This is a genomic window from Chromobacterium sp. W521 (assembly GCF_052805975.1).
In genome coordinates this window covers 1-21,092 of sequence record NZ_JBRBAF010000019.1, presented here as the reverse complement: position 1 = coordinate 21,092, position 21,092 = coordinate 1, and the positions used below count along the sequence as shown (strand labels likewise).

The following is a 21,092-nucleotide window of genomic DNA, read 5'->3' as shown; positions in this document are numbered from 1 at the left end:
GCGGACGCGTTTCCACTTTAGAGATTCAGGAGAAAAACATGTCTTACGACACTGCCCGTTTCTGGCACCCGATGCTGCATCCCAACGCAATGAAAGAGCGGCCGCCCATCCGCATCGTGCGCGGCGACGGCTGCCACGTGTTCGACGACCAAGGCCGCAAGCTGGTGGACGGCGTAGCCGGCTTGTGGAACGTCAACGTCGGCCACAACCGCGCCGAGATCAAGCAGGCGATCGCCCGGCAATTGGACGAACTGGAGTATTTCCAACTGTTCGACGGCATCTCCCATCCGCGGGCGGAGGAACTGTCCGCGTTGCTGATCGACATGTTGCGGCAGGAGGACATGGCGCGGGTGGTGTTCAGCTCCGGCGGTTCGGACGCGGTGGAAACCGCGCTCAAGCTGGCGCGCCAGTATTGGCGGCTCAAGGGCCAGCCGGACCGCATCAAGTTCATTTCGTTGAAGCAGGGTTACCACGGTACTCACTTCGGCGGCGGTTCGGTCAACGGCAACACGGTGTTCCGCCGCAATTACGAGCCGCTGCTGCCCGGCTGCTTCCACGTGGAGACCCCGTGGCCTTACCGCAACCCGTTCACCGAGGACCCGGAGGAACTGGCCGAGATTTGCGCGCGGATGCTGGAGCGCGAAATCCTGTTCCAGAGCCCGGACACGGTGGCGGCCTTTATCGCCGAGCCCATCCAGGGCGCCGGCGGCGTCATCGTGCCGCCGGCCAGCTATTGGCCAAGGGTACGCGAGGTGTGCGACCGCCACGGCGTGTTGTTGATCGCCGACGAGGTGGTCACCGGCTTCGGCCGCTCCGGCTCCATGTTCGGCAGCCGGCTGTGGGGAGTGAAGCCGGACATGATGTGCCTGGCCAAGGGCATCTCCTCCGGTTATCTGCCGCTGGGGGCCACCGTGGTCAATCAGCGCGTGGCGGACGCCTTCGCCGCCAACGGCGATTTCGGCGGCGTCATCATGCACGGCTACACCTACGCCGGCCACCCGGTGGCCTGCGCCGCCGCTCTCGCCAATCTGCGCATCGTGCAAGAGGAAGACCTGCCGGCCAAGGCGGCGGAAACCGGCGCCTACCTGCTGGAGCGGCTGCGGCCGCTGGCCGAGCGTTATCCGGCGGTGGGAGAGGTGCGCGGCAAGGGACTGATGTTGGCTCTGGACCTGGTCAAGGACAAGTCCAGCCGGGAACCCATCGATCCGCAAAGCGGTTACGCCGACAAGGTGGCGGAAATCGCCCGCCGGGCCGGCGCGCTGGTGCGGCCGGTGGGCAGCAAGATCATTCTGTCGCCGCCGCTGGTGTTGCAGCGCGAGCATGCCGATGTGATTGCGACGGCCTTGGAGGCCGGACTGGCCGAGGCCTGAAGAACGTGTTCATGATCTCGTTGAAGACGCTTGCAAGGCTGTATCGCAGCCGCATAGCAGATCGTGAACAGGTTCTGAGGCGTTTCATTGGCTGCCTATATGCGTCGGCCTGCCTGCGGCTGGGCTGACGCCAAATTCATAAGGAGGCGCTATGTCATCCTGTTTTTCATCACGCCCCGCGAGTGTGAGCGGGCGCTTGCTCCAACTGATGGCCTGCATGGCATTCGTCGGCGCGTCTGGTTTCGCCGGCGCGGAGGCCGCTCCGTATCTGGCCGCGGGCGAATTGCGGCTCACCGACTATCTGGCATCGCCGCCGGCCGACGCCGCGACGCAAGCCGAGGATAGACGCGCGGTTCTGGACGCCCAGCGCCGGCGCACACCGGAGCAGGAGGCCAGAGCGCGTCGCGACGATGTCTGGCGGGATGCGGTGTTTTCATTTGGCCAAGGCATCTTGCCCGATGGTTTCGAGGCCGGGCGGCTGCCGCTGACACAGCGCTTTTTCAGCCGGGCGCAGGATGATCTGGTCCAGACGCTGTTGCCGGCCAAGAAACAATACGGCCGCCCCAGACCCTACGAGCAGGACACCTCGCTCCGGCCGCTGCTGCCGCCGCCGGTAGGGGATGCTTATCCCAGCGGCCATGCGATGTTCGGCTATCTGGCCGCCACCTTGCTGGGCATGGCCGTGCCGGAGAGACGCGACGCGCTGTTTGCCCGAGCGCGGGAACATGCGGCCAGCCGGGTGATTGCCGGCGTGCATTACCCCAGCGACCTGGCCGCCGGACAAGTGGCCGCGGCCGCGCTGGCGGCCCGATTGATGGCGACTCCCGCCGCCGTGGCCGGGTTCGCCGCGATGCAGGCCGAACTGCGCGTCAACGGTTTGGCCGGCGCAAATAACGAAGAGGAGCAGCCATGACGCTAAACGAACGGCTGGCCCGCAGCCTGAACCGCGGCGTGGTGGGCTTTCCGGTGGCGTTGGCCAGTTCGGTGGGCGTAGTGATGGCCAGCCCGGTGATACTGACCGCCACCAGCGGCTTTGGCATGGCCGGCGGCACTTTCGCCTTGGCGATGCTGATCGCCTATCTGATGATGCAGGCGCAGGCCACCACTTTCGCCGAAGCGGCGGCGATGCTGCCGACCTCCGGCGCGGTTTACGATTACATCAGCGCCGGCCTGGGCCGGGGGCTGGCCATCGCCGGCACCCTGTCGGCCTATCTCTTGGTGCACGTGTTCGCCGGCACCGCCGAGACCATTCTGTCCGGCATCATGGCGCTGGTGAATTTTGATCATCTCAACACCATGCTGGAGAAAAGCGGCAGCGCCTGGATGGTGGGCGTGGGCCTGGTCATTGTTTTCGGCGCGCTCAACGCGCTGGGGGTGACGCTGTTCGGCAAGGCCGAGGTGGCGCTGACCTTCGGCATGTGGGCGACGCTGACGGTGTTTGGCGTGGCCGGCTTGCTGCGCGCGCCGGCGGTGGATTTGGGCGGCTGGTTCGGCGCGCCGCTGCGCTTGGACGATCCAGGCTTGCTGCTTAGCCTGGTGGGCATGGCGATGTTCATGTTCGTCGGCGCGGAGCTGGTGACGCCGCTGGCGCCGGAGCTGCGCGACTCCGGGCGCGCCATTCCGCGGGCCTTGAAGATAGGGCTTAGTGGCGTGGCCGTCACCATGCTGTTGTACGGCGCGGCCATGGTGCGGCAGGTGGCCAATACGCCGCTGGATCCGGCCCATCCGGACGGACCGAGGCTGCTGGATACGCCGATGGCGCTGCCGGCCTTCGCCGAGCGGGTGATGGGGCCGTTCGGCAAAATCTGGCTGGGCGTCGGCCTGCTGCTGGCCGGCGCGGCGACGATCAACACCCTGATGGCGGCGTTGCCGCGCATTCTGTACGGCATGGCTCAGGACGGCGCTTTGCCGCGCTGTTTCGCCTATCTGCATCCGCGTTTCAATACCCCTTGGTGCGGCATCGCGGCCGCGGTGCTGATTCCCTGTATCCATGCCTGGCTGATTCAGGGTGATCTGGACCGCATCATGCCCTTGGTGCTGGCCGCGGTCTGTTCCTGGGGCGTGGCCTATCTGCTGGTGACGCTGTCCGTGGTGCGGCTGAGACTGACGCGGCCGGATTTTCCGCGCGCTTACCGCTCGCCGTGGTTTCCGCTGCCGCAGATCGGTTCCGCGCTGGGCATCGTGCTGGCGATCTGTTTCATCACCCCGCCGGGCATGCAGGCCCGCGACATCTACGTGCCCTTTGGCTGGATGCTGGGGTTGACCCTGGTGTACGCGCTGCTGTGGACCTTGCTGGTGCAGAAGGTCAACCCTTTCCGGCCGGTGCCGCTGGAGCAGATTTTGAACGCGCAGCCTTTGGACGAGGACGACGCTTTGCGGCGGGAGCTGGAACGTGTGGCCGCGGCTGGCTGAGGCTTGGCGCAGGCCTGGCGGCTATTGTCCGGGCGCGATGCTGACGCGGCTTAGCCTAGACTGGCCGGAGCTGGATAGTCAGGCCGCGGAGGAGGAAGGGGAGCGGTGTTTTCGATTTCCGCATGGAGACTGGAGTTTTTCCGCGCGTGAGCGGGTGGAGGCGGGCTGGCTGGCGCATTTGGTGGCCTGCGAGTTCCGGCTGACGGTGCCCGGCGCGCCGGGCCGCGGGCGCATTCGCTTGCGCCACGGCGGCTTCTGGCGCCGCAGCGGCATCGTGGTTGATTTGCTGGACGGCGACGCCGCGGCGCTGGCGCCCCTGCTGGAGCGCTTGCGCGCGGACGCGGATTTGCGCGTTGCCCTGTCGCCGCTGGACTTCAAGCGTTGCGAGCTGCATGGCGGTCAGGACGGCTGGCAGGTCCGTCTGGAGCCTTATGGCGCCAGCGAGGTGGCCTGCCGCCTGCCGCCGTTGCGGCGTTACATCGGCCTGCGCGGGGTGCAGGGCCTGGCATTGTTGGCCAGCCTGGCCGCTTGCCGCCGCGCCCTGCTGGCCGAGGAGGCGGGGCGGAGCTAGGCATGAGCGGGCGTGGCTGCGTTTCATCCTCTCTATCCATGGTGACTCGCGGAGGGCGGACCCTCGTCCGTCGCGGAAACAGGATCGTGAACAGCTTCTCATTACGGCGCGGGCAGGTTTTCCAACTCGTCCAGCAATGCCAGCAAGGTCTGCAGCTTGGCAGGGGAGAAATGCGTCTCGATCCGCCGGTAGCAGTCATTGGAGAGCGGGATGACGCGTTGGGTCAGCGTCTTGGCGTGCGGTGTGGGTGTGACGATCAAGCGGCGGTTGTCGCTTCGGGCGCGGTGGCGGTACACCAGATCATCCCGTTCCATGCGCGTCAGGATGCCGCTGAGGCTGGGCGGGTGGATGCCGGCGCGCTGGGCGATCTCGCCGGCTTCCATTTCACCGCGCTCCGCCAGCAGGCGCAATACGCGCCATTGTTGTTCTGACAGCCCGTGCCGGCTCAACACCGGTCGAAAGTAGGACATCACCGCTTCGCGGGCGCGCAGCAAGCGTTGCGGCAGTTGATATTGATAGGGGCGTTGCGTGGGATCCATGGCGGCTCCTTCGATTCAAGTCTCGTGAAAAGGGCGGGGATGGCCGGACGATTAAATGAATATATTAACATAATGCCGGCGAGCCCCTCCGACGAGCTTGACGGCAAACTATGCCAAAGGAGGCTGCGATGTCCTTGCGAGATAAAACCATTGTGATCACCGGCGCGGGTTCCGGCATCGGCGCGGCCTGCGCGCGGCGTTTCGCCGCCGAAGGCGCGCGCGTGGCCCTGGTGGGGCGGCGGGCGGGGCCTCTGTTGGCGCTGGCGGAGGAAACCGGGGGCCTGGCCTTGGCGGGCGACGCCGCCGACTCCGCGCTTTGGGAGGATTTTCTCGCGCGCATCCACGCGCGGTGGGGGCGGGTGGACGGTCTGGCGGCTTGCGCCGGCGGTCTGGGCATGGGCGCGGCGCTGGAGACCGACGACGAGGCCTGGCGCGCCGCCATGCGCGCTAATCTGGACACCGCCTTCGTCAGCGCTCGTGCCTGCCTGCCGGACCTGATGCGACAGGGCGGCGGCATGGTGTTGATGTCCTCCATCGCCGGCCTGGCGGCCGGACCGCAAGCATGCGGCTATGTCGTGGCCAAGCACGCCTTGCTGGGGCTGGCTCGGTCGCTGGCGCGCGACTACGGACCGGCGGTGCGGGTGAACGCGCTGTGTCCGGGTTGGGTGCGCACGCCGATGGCGGACGAGGAAATGCGGCCGCTGATGGCGGCTCATGGCGAAGATCTGGAGGCCGCCTACCGGCGGGTGACCGCCGATGTGCCTTTGCGGCGGCCGGCTACGCCGGAGGAGATCGCCGCGATCTGCCGCTTTCTATTGTCCGACGAGGCCGCGATGGTCAGCGGCGCTTGCCTGACGGCCGACGGGGGCGCGACGGCGGTGGATGTGCCGACGCTGGCTTATGCGCGGCTAGAAAGGGAATGAAGACCGGCGCGGGCCTTTAACCGCGAGTGTGGTTGACGATGCTGGCCCGCGCGCCCACCCGGAAGTTGCGGGTGGCGCCGAAATCCCCGTCCTGATAGCCGAAGATCTTGCCGTCGGTGCGCATTTGCTCCAGGTCGATCAAGATCACGCCCAGAGTGGGAATGATTTTTTCGCGCCAGACGAATAAATACAGCCGCTCCGCCACCTGATAGTAGTGGCAGCGGTCGACGTCGGCCAGGCCGTGCTCCACGCCCTCCAGACAGTGCCAGGCGTAGAGGCCGTCATTCAGGTAAATGTGCTCGTAGCACTCGGTGGGGCTGTAGCGGTAGCGGTTGCGCATGCCGATCAGTTCGCGGCTGGGCGCGTGCGGCGGGACCGCGGCGGCGGACTGGTTGACGGCGCCGTGGAGGAATTCGACTTCCACCCCGGTCAGTTCCAGCTGGCGCTCCACTCGGTCGAAGGCGCAAATCCGCGTCGCGGCGGCGTCGGGCAGCCGGCCCCGGACCAAGGTGAAGCGACCGCGCGCCAAGTCCAGGATCAGGCTGAGGGACTGCGCGGCCGGGCCTTGGTGGAGGAAGTCGACGAAATAGACGCCTGGCCGCAAGGAACTGGCGTGGAAGCCGTTCATGTCCGTCAGCGACGAGGCCAGCCCCGGCTGGACAATGGCGACGCTAGCGTCGCCGTCGGACTCAAGCCGACAATCCGCTACGCTGTCGTCGTCGAAGCACAGCCGCAGGCTTTGGCCGTCGAGTTCGGCGCAGCGGGGCAGGGCCAGGCTGTCGGGCGCGAAGCCGTCGGCCAATGCGCCGACCTGGATGAATTCGGGGGTGACGTTGGACATATCGCTTCTCCTTAGATGATTGAGCGCGTTCAAAACCCGCGTTGCTCGGCTTGCGCCTCCAGCAGGCGAGTCTGCAGCTCGCGCATCGGCGCGCCCGGCTGTTGAGCGACGATCAGTTCCAGCAGCGGATCCTCAACCTCGGTGCGGACGCCGGACAGCGCTTCCAGCGCGGCCAGGCCGCAAAAGGGCACATAGGCTTCGGAATAACCGCCTTCGTGCAGCAGGACCAACCGTCCGTTCGCCTCGGCGTCGGCGTAGTCGGCCAGCTGCCGCGTCATGGAGCGGAAGGTATCGCTGTGCGCTTGCATCCTGGCCAGAGGGTCGACGGCGTTGGCGTCGTAGCCGCAGGCCACGATGATCAGCTCGGGCCGGAAACGCCGCAGCGCCGGCAGGACCAGCAAGCGCATTGCGTCCAGATAGGCCTGGTGGCCGCCGCCGGGCAGCAGCGGAATATTCAGATTAGCGTCCAGGCCGTCACCCTCGCCGCGATCCTCGGCTCCGCCGGAACCGGGCGGGTAGCAGCCATCCTGATGCAGGGAGAGGGTCAACACGTCGCCGCGTTGGTAAAAAATAGACTGAGTGCCGTTGCCGTGGTGCACGTCCCAGTCGACGATGGCGACGCGGCTCAGGCCGTGGCGGGCGATGGCCAGCTCCGCGGCTAGAGCGGCGTTGGCCAGAAAGCAGAAGCCCATCGCGCCGTCAGCCGAACAATGGTGGCCGGGCGGACGCGACAAGGCATAGGCCTTGTCCGCCTCTCCGGCAAGCACGGCGTTCACAGCGGCCCAGGCCAGGCCGGCGGACAACTTGGCGATTTCATAGCTGCCGGGACCGATTGGCGCTTGCGGCCCCAACTCGCCGCCTCCGGCGTCGCTGAGCGCCTTGAAGCGTTGCAGATAGGCGGCCGAGTGCACGCGCAGCAGGTCGTCTTCGCCCAGCGGCGGCGCGCTGCGCACTTGCAGCCGGGCGCTGAGGCCGGACACGTCCATCAGGTTTTTCAGGCGGCGTTTGCTGTCCGGGGATTCCGCGTGGCCGCTGCCGGATGGCGGTTGCACCCAGCCGCCCACCGGCAGAATCTGCGCGTGAGGGCCGACGCTGTGCCACAGACAGAGCTCGTCGAAGAAAAACGCGGTGCGGGAGGTCATTGCGGGCTCCTTGCCGTTGCGGGCCGCAGCGTCAGCAACAGGGCCAGCGACAAGGCGGCGAGCCCAATGGAGACGAGCAGCAGGGTTTGCGGGTTTTGGCCGTGGGCGGCCATTAATTCGCCGGCCAGCGACGGCCCCAGCGCCAGGCCGCCGCCTATGGCCAGGTTGACGGTGTTCATCAGCCGGCCGCTGTGATCCAGTGCGGCCAGCGTGGCCAGAATAAAGGGCAGGATGAAGGTCCACGCGTATTTGAAGACGAGCGCCGCCGCCGCGAAGCGCCCGACGCGAGGCGCGCCCAGTAGCAGCGCCAGCGCCAGCAGCATCAGCCCGTAACCGGCGATCAGCAGACGGCGGCGTTGACCGCGTCCGCCAATCGCCGCGGCGCAGACGGAACCGGCGATGCCCATCAAGGTGGCGAGGGCCAGCCAGTCGCCGCTTTGTTCGGGCGTCAGCCCCGCTTGGCCGGCGATGCTACCGATGAAGGTCCAGGTGCCGCTCAGGCTGATGTAAAAGCATAAGGTGGCGGCCGCGCCGATCACCACCGGGCGCCAGGGCGGCGTTTTCGCGCCGGCAGGCCCGCCTGGCTTGGCCGCAGAGGGCGGAAACCAGCGGGCCAGGGGCAGGCACAAAGCCATCAGCGCCGCCAGGCTCAGATAACAGGCGGCGATGCCGTAGCGGGCGAACCAAGCCGGAAACAGAACCAGCCCCAAAGCGCCCAGGGCCAACTGGCCGGAGACCCACAGGCCGTAGGCGCGGTCCGGATTGGGGCTGGCCGCGGCGGTGGACAGGCATAGAATCATCAAGGAGCCGCCGGCCAGCGCGCTGAGCAGCCGCAACGGCAAAAGCTCGGCGTAAGTGGAGGCGAAACAGGAGGCGAGATTGGCGGCGATGAACAGCCCGCCAGCGCAGGCGGCGGCGCGGCGCCAGTCCACGCGCGGCAGCCATAGATAGGCCGGCAGCGTCGCCAGGCTCATCGCGCCCAGCTCCACTGAGAAAAGGCGGCCGATTCGTTCGGGCCCCAGGCCAAACTGGGTGGCCAATTGGCTGGCCAGCGCCGGGGCGGTCATTAGCACTAGCGGCGCGACGGCGGCGAAGGCGATCAGGGCGATCAGGCCGCCGCGGACGGGCTCGGCGGTATGGACGGGCAGGCGAGCGGTCATGTTTCCCCCGGCGGCGTGAGTCGTAAACCAGGCTTACGCTCGCAAGAATCGCGCGGAGGTGCAAGCGGGCGGGCGGCGCTTTGCCGATTTGGGATAGCGGAGACGCAACACGGCGGCGTCAGCGGTTGAGTTGGCGCAGCGCGTCTTGCAGGGCTTTGTGGTATTCGGGGGATTCCCGCGTGTGGGCGATGGCTTCCCAGAATTGGCGGGTCAGCTTGGGGTGGCTGTCCGCGAAGTTGTGGGAAAAAATCAGGTAGTAAGGCTTGGCGACCAGATCCGGCCCCACTTTTTCTACTCTGTCCCTATAGACAGGGTTGCTCGCCAACAGGTTGTCGCCGGTCAAGGTGGGCAGGGCCAGGGCGCCGATGCGGTGCGCCAGCAGCTTGTTCAGATTCTGCTCCGGGTTGCGCGAGCTGTCGTCAACCGGCGCGCCCAGCGCCTGAAGCTGGGCGATTACCGAGAAGCCGGTCTGCGCGCCGACGGCGCCGTCGAGATGACTGAGGCTCTGGCCGTCCCATTCCAGTTTAGAGCCTTTCAGCCTGTACAGGCTGTAACCGTCCAGATGCATGCGCAAGCTTGGGTCTGGCGCGTCGCCCTTCATCGGATAGACGCCGATGCGCAGCCGCTCCGGCTTGAAGCTGATCTCGAACACGCCGTCGATCTGATTGTTCTGCACCTCGTTCAGGCAGCGTACCCAGGCCATTTCCCGGATTTCCAGCTTGATATTGGTTTTTTGGGCGGAAGTCTTCAGCATTTGCAGGCTCAGGCTGGGGCCGTTCTGGCTGCGCCATGGCGGGGAGTCCATGTCTTCGGTGCACAGCCGCAGGCTGGCGGGGCGCTGTTCGGCCGCGGCGCTGAGCGCGAATAAGGACAGCAACAGGAAGATCAGGCGGGCACGAGGCATGCGGGGCTCCGCGACGGGAGGCGGGGTGAACGTGCTTTAGTTATTTGCGCCGCAACAAAAAAAGGCAAGCGGGAAAATAGCGGGAGAGAAATGCAAAAAGCCGATTCATCAGAATCGGCTTTCGCTATGCGTGTCGCTGTATGCGATACGTCTTGCTGTGAGGCAGTTTTGGTGGAGGTAAGCGGGATCGAACCGCTGACCTCTTGCATGCCATGCAAGCGCTCTCCCAACTGAGCTATACCCCCGCACCGGCTGCGTTTCACAGTGCTGCGCAGTATATGGCAGGGTCCCGTGCTTGTAAATAGCTATCCCCATTTTTTTTGGATATTTTTACGAGGGGCGCGCGACCGGCGGCATAGGAGGGGCCGGGGCGCTCGGTTATAATCCCGGATTCGCCAGCCATACAACAGGAAGCAAGCCAATGTCGGTGGGGCATTACGAGAATTTCCCGGTGGGCTCCATTCTGCTGCCGCGCAGGATGCGCCGCGCCGTGCATGCGATCTACCATTTCGCGCGCTACGCCGACGATGTGGCCGACGAGGGCGATGACGCACCCGAACTGAGGCTGGCCGAACTGGACCGCCTGGGCGCGGAGCTGGAGCGCATCGGCGCCGGGCACACGCCGGACACCGCCATGATGCGCAATCTGGCGGTGGCCATCGCCGAGCACGGCCTGGACTTGCAGCCGTTTCACGACCTGTTGGCGGCTTTCCGTCAGGATGTGGAAAAAACCCGCTACCGCGATTACGCGGAACTGGCGGATTACTGCCGCCGTTCCGCCAATCCGGTGGGGAGGCTGATGCTGGCCCTCTACGGCGAGAACGACAGGCGCTCGCTGGCGATGTCGGACGGCATCTGCACCGCGCTGCAACTGATCAATTTTCTACAGGATATGGAGCTGGACTGGCGCAAGGGCCGGGTTTATCTGCCGCAGGAGGATTTGCAGCGCTTCCGGGTGACCGAGGAGCAGATCGCCGCGCGCGACGCCGGCGGCCTGTGGCAGCCGATGATGCGCGCCCAGATCGAACGCGCGCGCAAGATGTTGCAGGCCGGCGCGCCGCTGGGCAAAGTGCTGAAGGGCAGGATGGGGCTGGAACTGAGGCTGATCATTCTGGGCGGCGAGCGCATCCTGAAAAAACTGCACGACTCCGGCGGCGACGTATTCCGCAGCCGCCCGGTGCTGAACTGGCGCGACTGGCTCTATATGTTGTGGCGCGCGGCGCGCGCCAAATAAGAACCTGTTTACGATCTACTACGCATCGTGGAGCGTTACACGGTGAGTACGGCTTCAAAATGCTCATGTACCGTGTGTACACTCGGCTTTTTCAGCCGTTTTCGCCTTGTCTCGCCCTAGCTCGCGAGATCGTAAACACATTCGTAAGAACCGCGGCGCGATGACGATGAATATTATGAGAACGGCGGCCCTCCGCGGCCGCCGCTTGAACAGGAGTGGCGCGTGACGCCTGATCAGTATTGCGAAGACAAGGCTGCCGCCAGCGGCTCCAGCTTCTATTACAGCTTCCGTTTCTTGCCGGAGCCGCGCCGCCGCGCGATTACCGCGCTGTACGCTTTCTGCCGAGAGGTGGACGACGTGGTGGACGAATGCCACGACCCCAACGTGGCCAGCGCCAAGCTGGCCTGGTGGCGCGGCGAGGTCGCCAAGCTCTATCAGGGCACGCCGGAACATCCTGTGATGCAGGCGCTGCAGCCGCACGCTCGGGCCTTCGGCCTGCCGCAGAGCGAGCTGGAGGAAATCATAGACGGCATGGCGATGGACCTGAGCATGGTGCGCTATCAACGCTTCCAGGACCTGTTGCTGTACTGCCATCGCGTGGCCGGCGTGGTGGGGCAACTGGCGGCGCGCATCTTCGGCTACAGCGACGAGAAGACGCTGGAGTACGCGCACGAGCTGGGCATCGCTTTCCAACTGACCAACATCATCCGCGACGTGGGCGAGGATGCGCGCCGAGACCGCATCTATCTGCCGATGGAGGAGCTGCAGCGCTTCAACTGCCCGGCGATGGACATCCTGCACTATGAGGAAAGCGCGGCGTTCAAGGCCTTGATGGAATTCCAGATAGAGCGCGCGCAGCAGTACTACCGGCAGGCCTGGGACATGCTGCCCGCCTCGGACCGCAAGGCGCAGCGCCCCGGCTTGCTGATGGCGGCGATTTATCGCGCCACATTGGAGGAAATCAAGCTGGACGGTCCGGCCAAGGTGCTCAATCAGCGGCTGTCGCTGACGCCCATCCGCAAACTGTGGCTGGCATGGAAAACCTGGACTTTCGGCTACCGGGCGTGAGCCGACGATGAGCAAGCCGCGCGTTGCCGTGATCGGCGCCGGTTGGGCCGGGCTTGCCGCCGCGGTGGAGCTGGCCGGCCGGGCGGAGCTGACCGTGTTCGAAGCCGGGCGCGAGCCGGGAGGCCGCGCGCGCCGCATCGGCGTGCGCGGCAGCCGGCTGGACAATGGCCAGCACATTCTGATTGGCGCGTACCGGGAATGCCTGCGGCTGATGGCCGCGGTGGGCGTGGACGAGAGCCGGGCCTTGCTGCGCCTGCCGATGAACTGGCGACGCCAGGGCGGCATCAGCCTGAGCTGCCCGCGTCTGCCGGCGCCCTTGCACCTGGCGGCGGGCCTGCTGACGGCGCGCGGCATAAGCTGGCGCGACAAGGCGAGGCTGGCGCTGGCCTTGCAGCGTTTGAAAGGACAGGGTTGGCGGGTGGCGCCGGATTGCGCGGTGACGCAATGGCTGACGCAGCAAGGGCAGTCCGAAACGCTGATCCGAGAATTCTGGCGGCCGCTGGTGCTGTCCGGCCTCAACACGCCGCCGGAACAAGCGTCGATGCGGGTGCTGGCCGCGGTGCTGCGCGACAGCCTGGGCGCGGACCGCGCCGCCAGCGATCTTTTGCTGCCCAGAGTGGATTTGTCCGCCTTGTTCCCTGAGCCCGCCTGGCGGTGGCTGGCCGAGCGCGGCGCGGATCTGCGCGCCGGCCGGCGCGTGCGAGGCGTGGCGGCGGATTCAACGGGGGTGAGCGTGGACGGCGAGCGTTTCGACGCCGCCGTGCTCGCGGTGGCGCCGTATCATGCGGCGGAGCTGACGGCGGATCCAACGCTGCGCCAGTTGACCAATGCTTATCGTTATTGGCCCATCTACACCGTCTATCTGCAGTTTGAGGGCGCGGTCCGCTTGCCGGCGCCGATGTGCGCCTGCAGCGGCGGCGTCGGCGACTGGCTGTTCGACCGCGGCGCGCTGATGGGCGAAACCGGCTGGGTGGCCGCGGTGATGAGCGCGCCGGAGCATCTGGACGCGCTTTCGCAAGAGGAACTGGCTGCTCTGGTGGAGGCCGACGTACGCCGGCTTGATCCGTGCGCCGGCCGGCGGCTTGATTTCCGGGTGCTGGCGGAGCGGCGGGCCACTTTTGCCAGTTTGGTCGATATGAGGCGACCGGCGCAGCCAAGCCCGGTACAATCGCTTTATTTGGCGGGAGATTGGACGCATGCTGATTATCCTGCCACTTTGGAGGGGGCCGTCCGAAGCGGCGTCGCAGCCGCCCGCGCGGTGATTGGAAGACTGTGAGCCATCCGGCGGCCGCAGAGGCGCGCCGCCGATGGCCCTGATTACAAGATAGCGAAAAAAATGACGACAGATATCGCCTCTAACGCATTCAAGGACCGCGTGGTGCTGGTCACCGGCGCCACCCAGGGCATAGGCCGCGAGGCCGCGCTCACTTTGGCGCGGCACGGCGCCACCGTGGTGTTGCTGGCTCGCAGCGTCAAAGGCCTGGAGAAGGTCTACGATGAAATAGCGGCCGCGGGAGGGCCGGACCCGGCGGCGGTGCCGCTGGACCTGCTGAAAGCGGCGGAGGGCGATTTCAACAATCTGGCGATGATGATCAAGCGCGAGTTGGGCCGCCTGGACGGCATCTTGCATTGCGCTTCCCATTTTTACGCGCTGTCGCCGCTGTCCAATCAGACCGTGGAAGAGTGGATGGACCAGTACCGGATCAATACCGTGGCGCCGTTCGCGCTGACCCGCGCTTGTCTGCCGTTGTTGAAGGATTCTCCGGACGCGGCGGTGCTGTTCGTGGGCGAAACCCACGCGCTGCACCCTGCGCCGTACTGGGGCGGTTTCGGCGCGTCCAAGGCCGGCCTCAACTATCTCACCCAGGTGGCGGCCAACGAATGGGATGTTTACCCGCAGTTGCGCGTCAACCAGCTGATTCCGGGGCCGGTGAATTCGCCTCAGCGCAACCGCACCCATCCGGGCGAGGACAAGTCCGAACGCGGCAATCTGTCCGAACTGATGCCGCATTTGCTGTACTGGCTGGGGCCCGCCAGCCAGGGCCGCAGCGGCGAGATCGTGGAACTGGATTTGCGCGCCCGGCGCGCTTGAGGGGAAGGGGCGAGGCATGAGCATAGGGCGATGGCTATGGTTGCCGCTGCTGCTGCTGGCGTTGACCGGCTGCAACTGGGTGGGCAACGTCACCGGCTTGACCAAGGACGCCAATAAGGCGATAGGCGCGGCCTGCCGTCAGACCGGCCGTTCGCTGGAAGAGTGCTATTTGCGCAATCCCGAAGCCGACAAGGCGGCGATCTACGCCGGCTGGCGAGAGATGAACGAGTACATGGCCAAAAACAAGCTGGACACCATGGAACCGCCCAAGGAAGCGTCCACCCCCGCCGGCATGCCGGCGCCCACCGCCAGCAGCCACGGCGCCGCGTCCGCGCCGGTGGAGAAATCCAGCGCCAATATCTCGCCCTCCGGCCCCAGGCCGCTGAGCAACGAAGAGGCCGAACGCGCCGCGCGCACCGATCCGCAAGTGGAAGCGGTGCTGGCGGCCATTCGCAACAAGCCCGCCGGCGAAGGCGGGGAAAAATCCAAGGCGGCCTCCGGCGGGGAGCCGGAGCAGAAACGCCTGCTCAACATCATCAATGAACTCAATAAGAACAGCCCTGCGCCTGGTTCGCACGGCTGAGCCCGTCCACTTCTTTCCGTTGTCCTGATGGCAAAAATCAAAACCGTTTTCAGTTGCGCCGAGTGCGGCGGTCAAACGCCCAAATGGCAGGGCCAGTGCCCGCATTGCAACGCCTGGAATACCTTGACCGAGGCGGTGCAGGCCGCGCCGGCGGCCAACGCCCGTTTCCAGTCCTGGAGCGACAGCGCCACCCAAGTGCAGAAGCTGTCCGATGTGCAAACCGAGGAAGTGCCGCGGGACCCGTCCGGCATCGACGAGCTGGACCGGGTGCTGGGCGGCGGCGTGGTGCGCGGCGCGGTGATTCTGATTGGCGGCGATCCCGGCATCGGCAAATCCACGCTGTTGTTGCAGGCGCTGTCCGAGATTGGCGCGCGCCGCAAGGTGCTCTACGTGTCCGGCGAGGAATCGCCGCAGCAGATCGCGCTGCGCGCGACCCGGCTGGCGGTGGCCACCGAGCGCGTTAACCTGCTGGCGGAAATCCGGCTGGAAGCCATCCTGGAAACACTGAAGCGCGAGCGGCCGGAAGTGGCGGTGATCGACTCCATCCAGACCCTGTACACCGACCAAGTGACGTCGGCGCCGGGCTCGGTGTCCCAGGTGCGCGAATGCGCGGCGCAACTGACGCGGATGGCCAAGCAGACCGGCATCACCATTTTGCTGGTGGGACACGTCACCAAGGAAGGTTCGCTGGCCGGCCCGCGCGTGCTGGAGCATATGGTGGACACCGTGCTGTATTTCGAGGGCGATTCCCACTCCAATTACCGGATGATACGCGCGATCAAAAACCGTTTCGGCGCGGTCAACGAGTTGGGCGTGTTCGTGATGACGGACCGCGGCCTCAAGGGCGTGTCCAACCCCTCCGCCATCTTTCTGTCTTCCTACCGGGACGACGTGGCCGGCTCCTGCGTGCTGGTCACCCAGGAGGGCAGCCGCCCGCTGCTGGTGGAGATCCAGGCGCTGGTGGACGATTGTCACGGCTTCCAACCCAAGCGCCTGACCGTGGGTCTGGAACAGAACCGCCTGGCCATGCTGCTGGCGGTGCTGCACCGCCACGGCGGCGTCGCCTGCTTCGACCAGGACGTGTTCCTCAACGCGGTGGGCGGGGTCAAGATCAACGAGCCAGCGGCCGACTTGGCCATCATCCTGGCCATGGTGTCCTCCTTGCGCAACCGGGCGTTGCCGGAAAAGCTGGTGGTGTTCGGCGAAGTGGGCCTGGCGGGCGAGGTGCGCCCGGTGGCGCGCGGCCAGGAGCGCTTGAAGGAAGCGGCCAAGCTCGGATTCACCCGCGCCATCGTGCCGCAGGCCAACCGCCCGCGCCAGCCGATTGAGGGGTTGCAGGTAATTGCGGTGGAGCGGCTGGATCAGGCGGTGGAATTCTGCCGCGAGTGAGCGGTAAGAGCCTGTTTACGATCTGCTGCGCGTCGGCGATACGGCGTTGAAAACCGCTTCGAAATGCTCATGTACCGTGTGTACACTCCGCTTTCTCAGCTGTTTTCGCCTTGTCTCGCTTTAGCTCGCGAGATCGTAAACAGACTCTAAGAAAGCGGATAGCGAATGATAGAAGACCGAGACATAGAAGCGGAACGGCCCTACCTGTTCCGCTACGCGCTGGCGCAATTGCGCGAAAAAGACGCCGCGGACGAGGCGGTGCAGGAAACGCTGCTGGCGGCGCTGGAATCCAGGGCCTCCTTCAGCGGCAAATCCACGCTGCGCACCTGGTTGACCTCCATCCTGCGTTTCAAACTGATTGACGCCTTGCGCCGCAAGGGCAAGGAAAAACTGTTCGAATCGCTGGAGGACGAGGCTGACGATAGCGATTTTGACGGTCTGTTCAGCCGCGATGGCCACTGGCGCGAGCCGGTCAAGGCCTGGAGCGGGCCGGAGCAATCCCTGGTCTCGCGCCAGTTCTGGGAGGTGTTCGAGCAGTGCTCGGAAGTCATGCCGCGCCGCACCGCGATGGTGTTCGTGATGCGGGAGGTGATGGGCATGGAGATTGCGGAGATTTGTAAGAATCTGGAGATCACCGCGACCAACTGTTCTGTATTGCTGTATCGCGCCCGCATGAGCTTGCGGGAGTGTTTTTCGATCCGCTGGAGCCGGGAGGCTAGCGTATGAAGTTGAGTTGTCGTCAGGCCAGCCGTTTGATCTCGGCCTCGCAGGACCGTTCCTTGAGTCAGTGGGAATACGTGCGTCTGCGCGTGCACCTGTTCATGTGCGGCAATTGCCGCAATTTCTCGCAGCAGCTCAAGCAGTTGAGCGAGGCCGCGCGCAGGGCGGGGCGCGGCGAGTAATCGTTTATTTGAAGCAAAGCGACCAACCGGCCTTCTGGCCGGTTTTTTCTTGCCCGTGGCGCGGGATAAAAAGAAGCCGGCGAAAGCCGGCTTTTAATTTCAAGGGTGGTAAGAAAAAACTCAGCGCTTGCGCTTGCCGCCGCTGCTCTTGGCCGCCGCGCATTGATGCGGGCAGGCGGCGCATTGGCTGTCGTTGAGGCCGGCTCCGGTGAGCGATTGCTTGAGCGCACAGACCGATCGGCGGCAGGCGATGAAGCGAATCTGGTTTTCCGAGGCCAGTTCGCGGAAATGGCGCATCACGTTGTGGCCGAGAAAATCGGTGAACAGGATCAAGAGGTCGGTGCCGGCCGGCAGGCGGTCCACCTTGCGTTGGTGCGAGCTGTTGCGGCCGCTGACGTGACGATGAATGTTGATGCCGAAATCGCGCAGCACATCCGGAATATTGCCGAGGGTATCGGCTCCCACAAGCATGGCATTCATTGGACATCCCTCCTGGGTGAATTTTTAGAAATGATAATCGTTATCATTTAGCTGGTCAATCACAAACTTTGAAATTGGCAATCAGGACAGGGGTGGACTGTGGCGGATCGGCTGCTGCGTTTAGAGCGGCCAACAAAACGCCTGATGCTGCCTTACGCCGACTTGCCTCAGCCGTGAAACTGATTTTTGTTAGCCGCTCTTAAGTCGCGCCGCCTGCTCTGGCTGGGCGGCGGAAGGGTTTGCATGAGCCCGGCTCATGCGGGGACCGGGGCGCGGTAGCTTGTCGAACTCGGCATTTTTGCGCTCAACCCGACGGGCGTGGCGGGTTTAGATAGCGGCATCCAAATAACTCATGGCTGGTGCAAGGTTTTTACATGTAACAAGTATTAAAAACAAAGAATAAGAAGTATTTACACTGCGCAGGTTTTAACGCAATTGCAAAAAAGCAACATGCCGATGGGATTTGAACATGCCTATTTTTTGTAGTTTCTGCTCTAGATATGCATTTGGTTTTGCGGGGTGATGGATTTCGTTTTTCGGTTAGACGCTTGTTTAATAAAGATTTTGAGTCGTTAAGAAGTATTGCTTCAAACATAGTGCCTACTCGCTCTGAAGATGGAGGGGGGCGGCCGCGGAAAAGTTTATTGACGCTGGTCATGATTAATTCGCACACTCGGATCGCCTTCGGTTCAGATCAAAAAATGAGCACGACGATGCTCTCAATAGAGCCATAAACCCGACGAGGTCAGTGGCCAAATGAACTTACAAGGGATTGGAGAATCATGAATTGTCGCAAGAAGAAAATCGTGCTGGCGCTCGCCATGCTCGGTGTCGGCGCCGCGTCTTTGGCTCACGCGGACGAGAACAACGGAACCCTGGACCGTGTGGAAGTCACCGGCTCCAATATCAAGCGCTCCATCAAGCAGGAGCAGGCGATCCCGATGACCATCATCAAGACCGATGATCTGGTCAAACAGGGCATGACGTCGGTTGAGCAAGTGATCAACAGCCTGGCCTCCAACCAGTCTTCCCAGGGCGCCAACGCCGCGGTTGGCGCCTCCACCGGCGGGGCTTCCTACGCCAGCCTGCGCGGCTTGGGTCACCAGTACACGTTGATTTTGCTGGATGGTCGCCGCATCGTGAACCAGCCTATGGACGGCACCTCGGTCGACCTCAACGCCATTCCGCTGACGGTGATTGACCGCATCGAAGTCGTGCGTGACGGCGCCTCCGCCATTTACGGCACCGACGCTATCGGCGGCGTGATCAACTTCATCACCAAGAAAACCATGCAGGGCCTGTCCATCGGCGGCGAACTGCTGTCCCCGCAGCGTTCCGGCGGCCAGGAGCGCAGCGTCAACTTGTCCTACGGCTACGGCGACCTGGGCAAGGACGGCTTCAACATCTACGGCGCTTACGAGTATCACAAGACCAACAAAATCATGGCCACCCAGCGTGATTTCGCGTCCCAGATCACCAGCAGCACCAAGCGCAGCGTCAACAGCTTTCCGCCAAACTATCTGAACGCCAACGGCGACCTGGTCAATGGCTCGCCCAACTGCGCGCCGCCGTATTCGACGCCGGATGGCAGCGGCGCTTGTTCGCAGCTGTATTCGCTGTATCCGTCGATCCAGCCTGAGATCGAACAACAGACCGGCGTGCTCAAGGGCACCACCCGCATCGGCGACCACGAGTTGTCCTTGCAATACCTGGTGACCGAGACCAAGAACACCACCTGGGTGGCTCCGACCCCGTTCTCCGGCGACGTTAGCTCGCCCACGGCGCCGGGTCAGAATCCGGCGGACGGTCCGTTCCCGGTTTACGGCCGCTCGGTGCCCGCCGGCGCGCGCGTGGACAGCACCACCGCCACTACCCAGCGTCTGCAAATGAACCTGGAGGGCCTGATCGCCGGCTGGGACTACCGCGCCGGCCTCGGCCACTCGGAAAGCAAGGTCACCCACGATCTGCAAGGCGGCTACCTGAGTCAGAGCAAGCTGCAGAACGCGCTGAATAACGGTTTTGATCCGGGCAGCGCGGATCCGGCCGCCTGGAAGCCGTTCTCGTCAACCGGCCGCATCGAGCAGGCCAAGTCCAAGCTCGATCTCGCCGACTTCAAGGTGAGCAAGGAGGTACTGCAACTGCCGGCCGGCATGTTGGCGGTGGCCATCGGTGCCGAGGCACGCCGCGAAACCATCGAGCACACCTATAACCATGCGCTGTCCTCCGACACCATGAGCACCGGCCTGACCAAGACCAACGACGGCAGCGGCCAGCGCAACGCCCAGGCGTTGTACGGCGAGCTGGACATTCCGGTGATCAAGCACTTGGACGCCAACCTGGCGGTGCGTTACGACCACTACAGCGATTCCGGCAGCTCGGTGAACCCCAAGGTTTCGCTGAAGTACCAGCCGGTGCCGCAATTGTTGCTGCGCAGCTCGGCCAGCACCGGTTTCCGCGCGCCGTCGCTGTACGACATCAACCAGCCTGCCCAGCAGCAACTGACCGCCAAGAACTACACCGACCCGGTACTGTGCCCGGGCGGCGTGGCTCAGCCTGGCGCCGGCCCCACCTCTTGCGTCAAGACTCAGCAAAACCTGCTCTCCGGCGGCAACAAGAGCCTGCAGCCGGAAAAATCCTCATCCATCTCCTTCGGCATGGTGCTGGAGCCGGTCAAGGACCTGACCACCAGCGTGGACTTCTGGTGGACCAATATCCAGAACTCCATTGGTTCGCTGAACGAGCAGACCATCTTCGCCAACCCGGGCAAATACGCCAATCTGTTCGTCCGGGATTCGAAGAACAATCTGCTGTACGTGACCGATCTCACCGACAACCTGGGCAATACCAGCGCCGCCGGCGTCGACCTGGGCTTCTCCTTCCGTCTGCCGCGCACCTCCATCGGCGACTTCACAGTGAACCTGGACGGCACCTACATCAGCAAGCACAGCTTCCAGTACGAGAAGGGCGGCGACTACCACAGCGATCTGGGCGCTTACGTCAACGGCAGTCCCACGTTCCGCTGGCAGCATAATCTGGCGCTGAACTGGGTGCGCGGGTCGTGGAGCGGCATCCTGGCTCAGGATTACAAATCGGGTTACACCGATTCCGACCCCAGCCACATGGTCAAGCCTTACTCCACCTGGAATCTGTCCGGTTCCTACGCCTGGAACAAGCAGTTGACCGTGACGGCCGGGATCAAGAACCTGTTCGACCAGCTGCCGCCGTGGAGCAATCAGGGCGAAACCACGCCCCAGGGCTATGACCCGCGCTTCACCGATGCGGTGGGCCGCGCTTATTTCGTGAAAGCCAGCTACAAGATGTAACTCCGCCATGCCGGGATGGTCTTCGCCGTCCCGGCTGGAAGGAGTACGCAGGAACCGGCCTTCACGCGAAAGCCGGAGTGGCAGATGGCGGCCGTGTCGGTCCCGGCCCGCTCACAAGGCGGGGAGGGTGCCGGCCCAGCCGCAGCAATTGTGGGTATC

20 protein-coding genes and 1 tRNA gene are annotated in these 21,092 nt (G+C 64.6%); 14 read left to right on the top strand and 7 right to left on the bottom strand.

Annotated elements, in window-relative coordinates; genetic code table 11:
• Positions 1-38: 38 nt before the first annotated feature.
• From ACUXV1_RS21595 to ACUXV1_RS21580, 4 genes are all read left to right on the top strand, one after another.
• Complete coding sequence (locus ACUXV1_RS21595) at positions 39-1,370, top strand: aminotransferase class III-fold pyridoxal phosphate-dependent enzyme (RefSeq protein ID WP_446016498.1); 1,332 nt, start codon at positions 39-41, stop codon at positions 1,368-1,370.
• Between the two features lie 217 nt (positions 1,371-1,587).
• Positions 1,588-2,283 carry a phosphatase PAP2 family protein gene (locus ACUXV1_RS21590; protein WP_446020096.1) on the top strand — a complete coding sequence of 232 codons (696 nt, stop codon included), beginning with the start codon at positions 1,588-1,590 and terminating at the stop codon, positions 2,281-2,283.
• Positions 2,280-3,782, top strand: a complete 1,503-nt coding sequence (locus ACUXV1_RS21585; RefSeq protein ID WP_043639629.1) for an APC family permease — start codon at positions 2,280-2,282, stop codon at positions 3,780-3,782. The genes ACUXV1_RS21590 and ACUXV1_RS21585 overlap by 4 nt, the downstream gene beginning before the upstream one ends.
• Positions 3,763-4,353, top strand: a complete 591-nt coding sequence (locus tag ACUXV1_RS21580) for a DUF3156 family protein (protein WP_446016497.1) — start codon at positions 3,763-3,765, stop codon at positions 4,351-4,353. The genes ACUXV1_RS21585 and ACUXV1_RS21580 overlap by 20 nt, the downstream gene beginning before the upstream one ends.
• A 101-nt stretch (positions 4,354-4,454) precedes the next feature.
• Here ACUXV1_RS21580 and hpaR read toward each other — a convergent pair whose 3' ends face one another.
• Complete coding sequence (hpaR, locus tag ACUXV1_RS21575; protein WP_081556527.1) at positions 4,455-4,892, bottom strand: homoprotocatechuate degradation operon regulator HpaR; 438 nt, start codon at positions 4,890-4,892, stop codon at positions 4,455-4,457.
• 128 nt (positions 4,893-5,020) lie between these two features.
• Here hpaR and ACUXV1_RS21570 point away from each other — a divergent pair, with 128 nt between their 5' ends.
• On the top strand, positions 5,021-5,815 hold the full coding sequence (locus ACUXV1_RS21570) for an SDR family NAD(P)-dependent oxidoreductase (protein WP_107732427.1): 795 nt from the start codon (positions 5,021-5,023) through the stop codon (positions 5,813-5,815).
• A 16-nt stretch (positions 5,816-5,831) separates the two neighbouring features.
• Here the strand turns inward: ACUXV1_RS21570 and ACUXV1_RS21565 are convergent, their stop codons facing one another.
• The 5 genes from ACUXV1_RS21565 to ACUXV1_RS21545 all read right to left on the bottom strand — a co-directional run bounded on the left by ACUXV1_RS21565 (position 5,832) and on the right by ACUXV1_RS21545 (position 10,107).
• Positions 5,832-6,656 carry a MoaF C-terminal domain-containing protein gene (locus ACUXV1_RS21565; protein ID WP_446016496.1) on the bottom strand — a complete coding sequence of 275 codons (825 nt, stop codon included), beginning with the start codon at positions 6,654-6,656 and terminating at the stop codon, positions 5,832-5,834.
• A gap of 29 nt (positions 6,657-6,685) precedes the next feature.
• On the bottom strand, positions 6,686-7,798 hold the full coding sequence (locus ACUXV1_RS21560) for a class II histone deacetylase (RefSeq protein WP_446016495.1): 1,113 nt from the start codon (positions 7,796-7,798) through the stop codon (positions 6,686-6,688).
• A complete protein-coding gene (locus tag ACUXV1_RS21555) occupies positions 7,795-8,958 on the bottom strand; it encodes an MFS transporter (protein WP_446016494.1) in 1,164 nt (387 codons plus the stop codon). Before ACUXV1_RS21555 ends, ACUXV1_RS21560 begins: the two co-directional genes overlap by 4 nt.
• Before the next feature lie 118 nt (positions 8,959-9,076).
• Positions 9,077-9,862: a substrate-binding periplasmic protein gene (locus tag ACUXV1_RS21550; protein ID WP_052370686.1), complete on the bottom strand. Its 786-nt coding sequence runs from the start codon at positions 9,860-9,862 to the stop codon at positions 9,077-9,079.
• 169 nt (positions 9,863-10,031) lie between these two features.
• Positions 10,032-10,107: transfer RNA gene (locus ACUXV1_RS21545), tRNA-Ala, on the bottom strand.
• A 176-nt stretch (positions 10,108-10,283) separates the two neighbouring features.
• Here ACUXV1_RS21545 and hpnC point away from each other — a divergent pair.
• From hpnC to ACUXV1_RS21505, 8 genes are all read left to right on the top strand, one after another.
• Complete coding sequence (hpnC, locus tag ACUXV1_RS21540; protein ID WP_446016493.1) at positions 10,284-11,096, top strand: squalene synthase HpnC; 813 nt, start codon at positions 10,284-10,286, stop codon at positions 11,094-11,096.
• Between the two features lie 222 nt (positions 11,097-11,318).
• Complete coding sequence (hpnD, locus tag ACUXV1_RS21535; protein WP_446016492.1) at positions 11,319-12,164, top strand: presqualene diphosphate synthase HpnD; 846 nt, start codon at positions 11,319-11,321, stop codon at positions 12,162-12,164.
• Positions 12,165-12,171: 7 nt separating this feature from the next.
• Entirely contained in the window at positions 12,172-13,440 is a 1,269-nt protein-coding gene (gene hpnE / locus ACUXV1_RS21530; RefSeq protein WP_446016491.1) for a hydroxysqualene dehydroxylase HpnE, read from the top strand.
• Between the two features lie 60 nt (positions 13,441-13,500).
• On the top strand, positions 13,501-14,256 hold the full coding sequence (locus ACUXV1_RS21525; protein ID WP_043639657.1) for an SDR family oxidoreductase: 756 nt from the start codon (positions 13,501-13,503) through the stop codon (positions 14,254-14,256).
• 16 nt (positions 14,257-14,272) lie between these two features.
• Entirely contained in the window at positions 14,273-14,839 is a 567-nt protein-coding gene (locus ACUXV1_RS21520) for a hypothetical protein (RefSeq protein ID WP_043639660.1), read from the top strand.
• Between the two features lie 27 nt (positions 14,840-14,866).
• A complete protein-coding gene (radA, locus tag ACUXV1_RS21515) occupies positions 14,867-16,228 on the top strand; it encodes a DNA repair protein RadA (RefSeq protein WP_081556537.1) in 1,362 nt (453 codons plus the stop codon).
• 165 nt (positions 16,229-16,393) lie between these two features.
• A complete protein-coding gene (locus tag ACUXV1_RS21510; protein ID WP_043590021.1) occupies positions 16,394-16,954 on the top strand; it encodes a sigma-70 family RNA polymerase sigma factor in 561 nt (186 codons plus the stop codon).
• Positions 16,951-17,130 carry a zf-HC2 domain-containing protein gene (locus tag ACUXV1_RS21505; protein WP_043639667.1) on the top strand — a complete coding sequence of 60 codons (180 nt, stop codon included), beginning with the start codon at positions 16,951-16,953 and terminating at the stop codon, positions 17,128-17,130. The genes ACUXV1_RS21510 and ACUXV1_RS21505 overlap by 4 nt, the downstream gene beginning before the upstream one ends.
• A gap of 120 nt (positions 17,131-17,250) precedes the next feature.
• On the opposite strand, the gene ACUXV1_RS21500 is transcribed toward ACUXV1_RS21505, so the two are convergent.
• Complete coding sequence (locus tag ACUXV1_RS21500; protein WP_081557136.1) at positions 17,251-17,610, bottom strand: DUF2325 domain-containing protein; 360 nt, start codon at positions 17,608-17,610, stop codon at positions 17,251-17,253.
• 782 nt (positions 17,611-18,392) lie between these two features.
• Here ACUXV1_RS21500 and ACUXV1_RS21495 point away from each other — a divergent pair.
• Positions 18,393-20,933: a TonB-dependent receptor gene (locus tag ACUXV1_RS21495; protein WP_446016490.1), complete on the top strand. Its 2,541-nt coding sequence runs from the start codon at positions 18,393-18,395 to the stop codon at positions 20,931-20,933.
• The last annotated feature ends 159 nt before the right edge of the window (positions 20,934-21,092 follow it).

Excerpts from the sequence above, each read along its gene's own strand:
- ACUXV1_RS21595 (WP_446016498.1), top strand. The coding sequence starts at position 39 with ATGTCTTACGACACTGCCCGTTTCTGGCACCCGATGCTGCATCCCAAC.
- ACUXV1_RS21590 (WP_446020096.1), top strand. The coding sequence starts at position 1,588 with ATGGCATTCGTCGGCGCGTCTGGTTTCGCCGGCGCGGAGGCCGCTCCG.
- ACUXV1_RS21585 (WP_043639629.1), top strand. The coding sequence starts at position 2,280 with ATGACGCTAAACGAACGGCTGGCCCGCAGCCTGAACCGCGGCGTGGTG.
- hpaR (WP_081556527.1), bottom strand. The coding sequence starts at position 4,892 with ATGGATCCCACGCAACGCCCCTATCAATATCAACTGCCGCAACGCTTG.
- ACUXV1_RS21570 (WP_107732427.1), top strand. The coding sequence starts at position 5,021 with ATGTCCTTGCGAGATAAAACCATTGTGATCACCGGCGCGGGTTCCGGC.
- ACUXV1_RS21565 (WP_446016496.1), bottom strand. The coding sequence starts at position 6,656 with ATGTCCAACGTCACCCCCGAATTCATCCAGGTCGGCGCATTGGCCGAC.
- ACUXV1_RS21560 (WP_446016495.1), bottom strand. The coding sequence starts at position 7,798 with ATGACCTCCCGCACCGCGTTTTTCTTCGACGAGCTCTGTCTGTGGCAC.
- ACUXV1_RS21555 (WP_446016494.1), bottom strand. The coding sequence starts at position 8,958 with ATGACCGCTCGCCTGCCCGTCCATACCGCCGAGCCCGTCCGCGGCGGC.
- ACUXV1_RS21550 (WP_052370686.1), bottom strand. The coding sequence starts at position 9,862 with ATGCCTCGTGCCCGCCTGATCTTCCTGTTGCTGTCCTTATTCGCGCTC.
- hpnC (WP_446016493.1), top strand. The coding sequence starts at position 10,284 with ATGTCGGTGGGGCATTACGAGAATTTCCCGGTGGGCTCCATTCTGCTG.
- hpnE (WP_446016491.1), top strand. The coding sequence starts at position 12,172 with ATGAGCAAGCCGCGCGTTGCCGTGATCGGCGCCGGTTGGGCCGGGCTT.
- ACUXV1_RS21525 (WP_043639657.1), top strand. The coding sequence starts at position 13,501 with ATGACGACAGATATCGCCTCTAACGCATTCAAGGACCGCGTGGTGCTG.
- ACUXV1_RS21520 (WP_043639660.1), top strand. The coding sequence starts at position 14,273 with ATGAGCATAGGGCGATGGCTATGGTTGCCGCTGCTGCTGCTGGCGTTG.
- radA (WP_081556537.1), top strand. The coding sequence starts at position 14,867 with ATGGCAAAAATCAAAACCGTTTTCAGTTGCGCCGAGTGCGGCGGTCAA.
- ACUXV1_RS21510 (WP_043590021.1), top strand. The coding sequence starts at position 16,394 with ATGATAGAAGACCGAGACATAGAAGCGGAACGGCCCTACCTGTTCCGC.
- ACUXV1_RS21505 (WP_043639667.1), top strand. The coding sequence starts at position 16,951 with ATGAAGTTGAGTTGTCGTCAGGCCAGCCGTTTGATCTCGGCCTCGCAG.
- ACUXV1_RS21500 (WP_081557136.1), bottom strand. The coding sequence starts at position 17,610 with ATGAATGCCATGCTTGTGGGAGCCGATACCCTCGGCAATATTCCGGAT.
- ACUXV1_RS21495 (WP_446016490.1), top strand. The coding sequence starts at position 18,393 with ATGAATTGTCGCAAGAAGAAAATCGTGCTGGCGCTCGCCATGCTCGGT.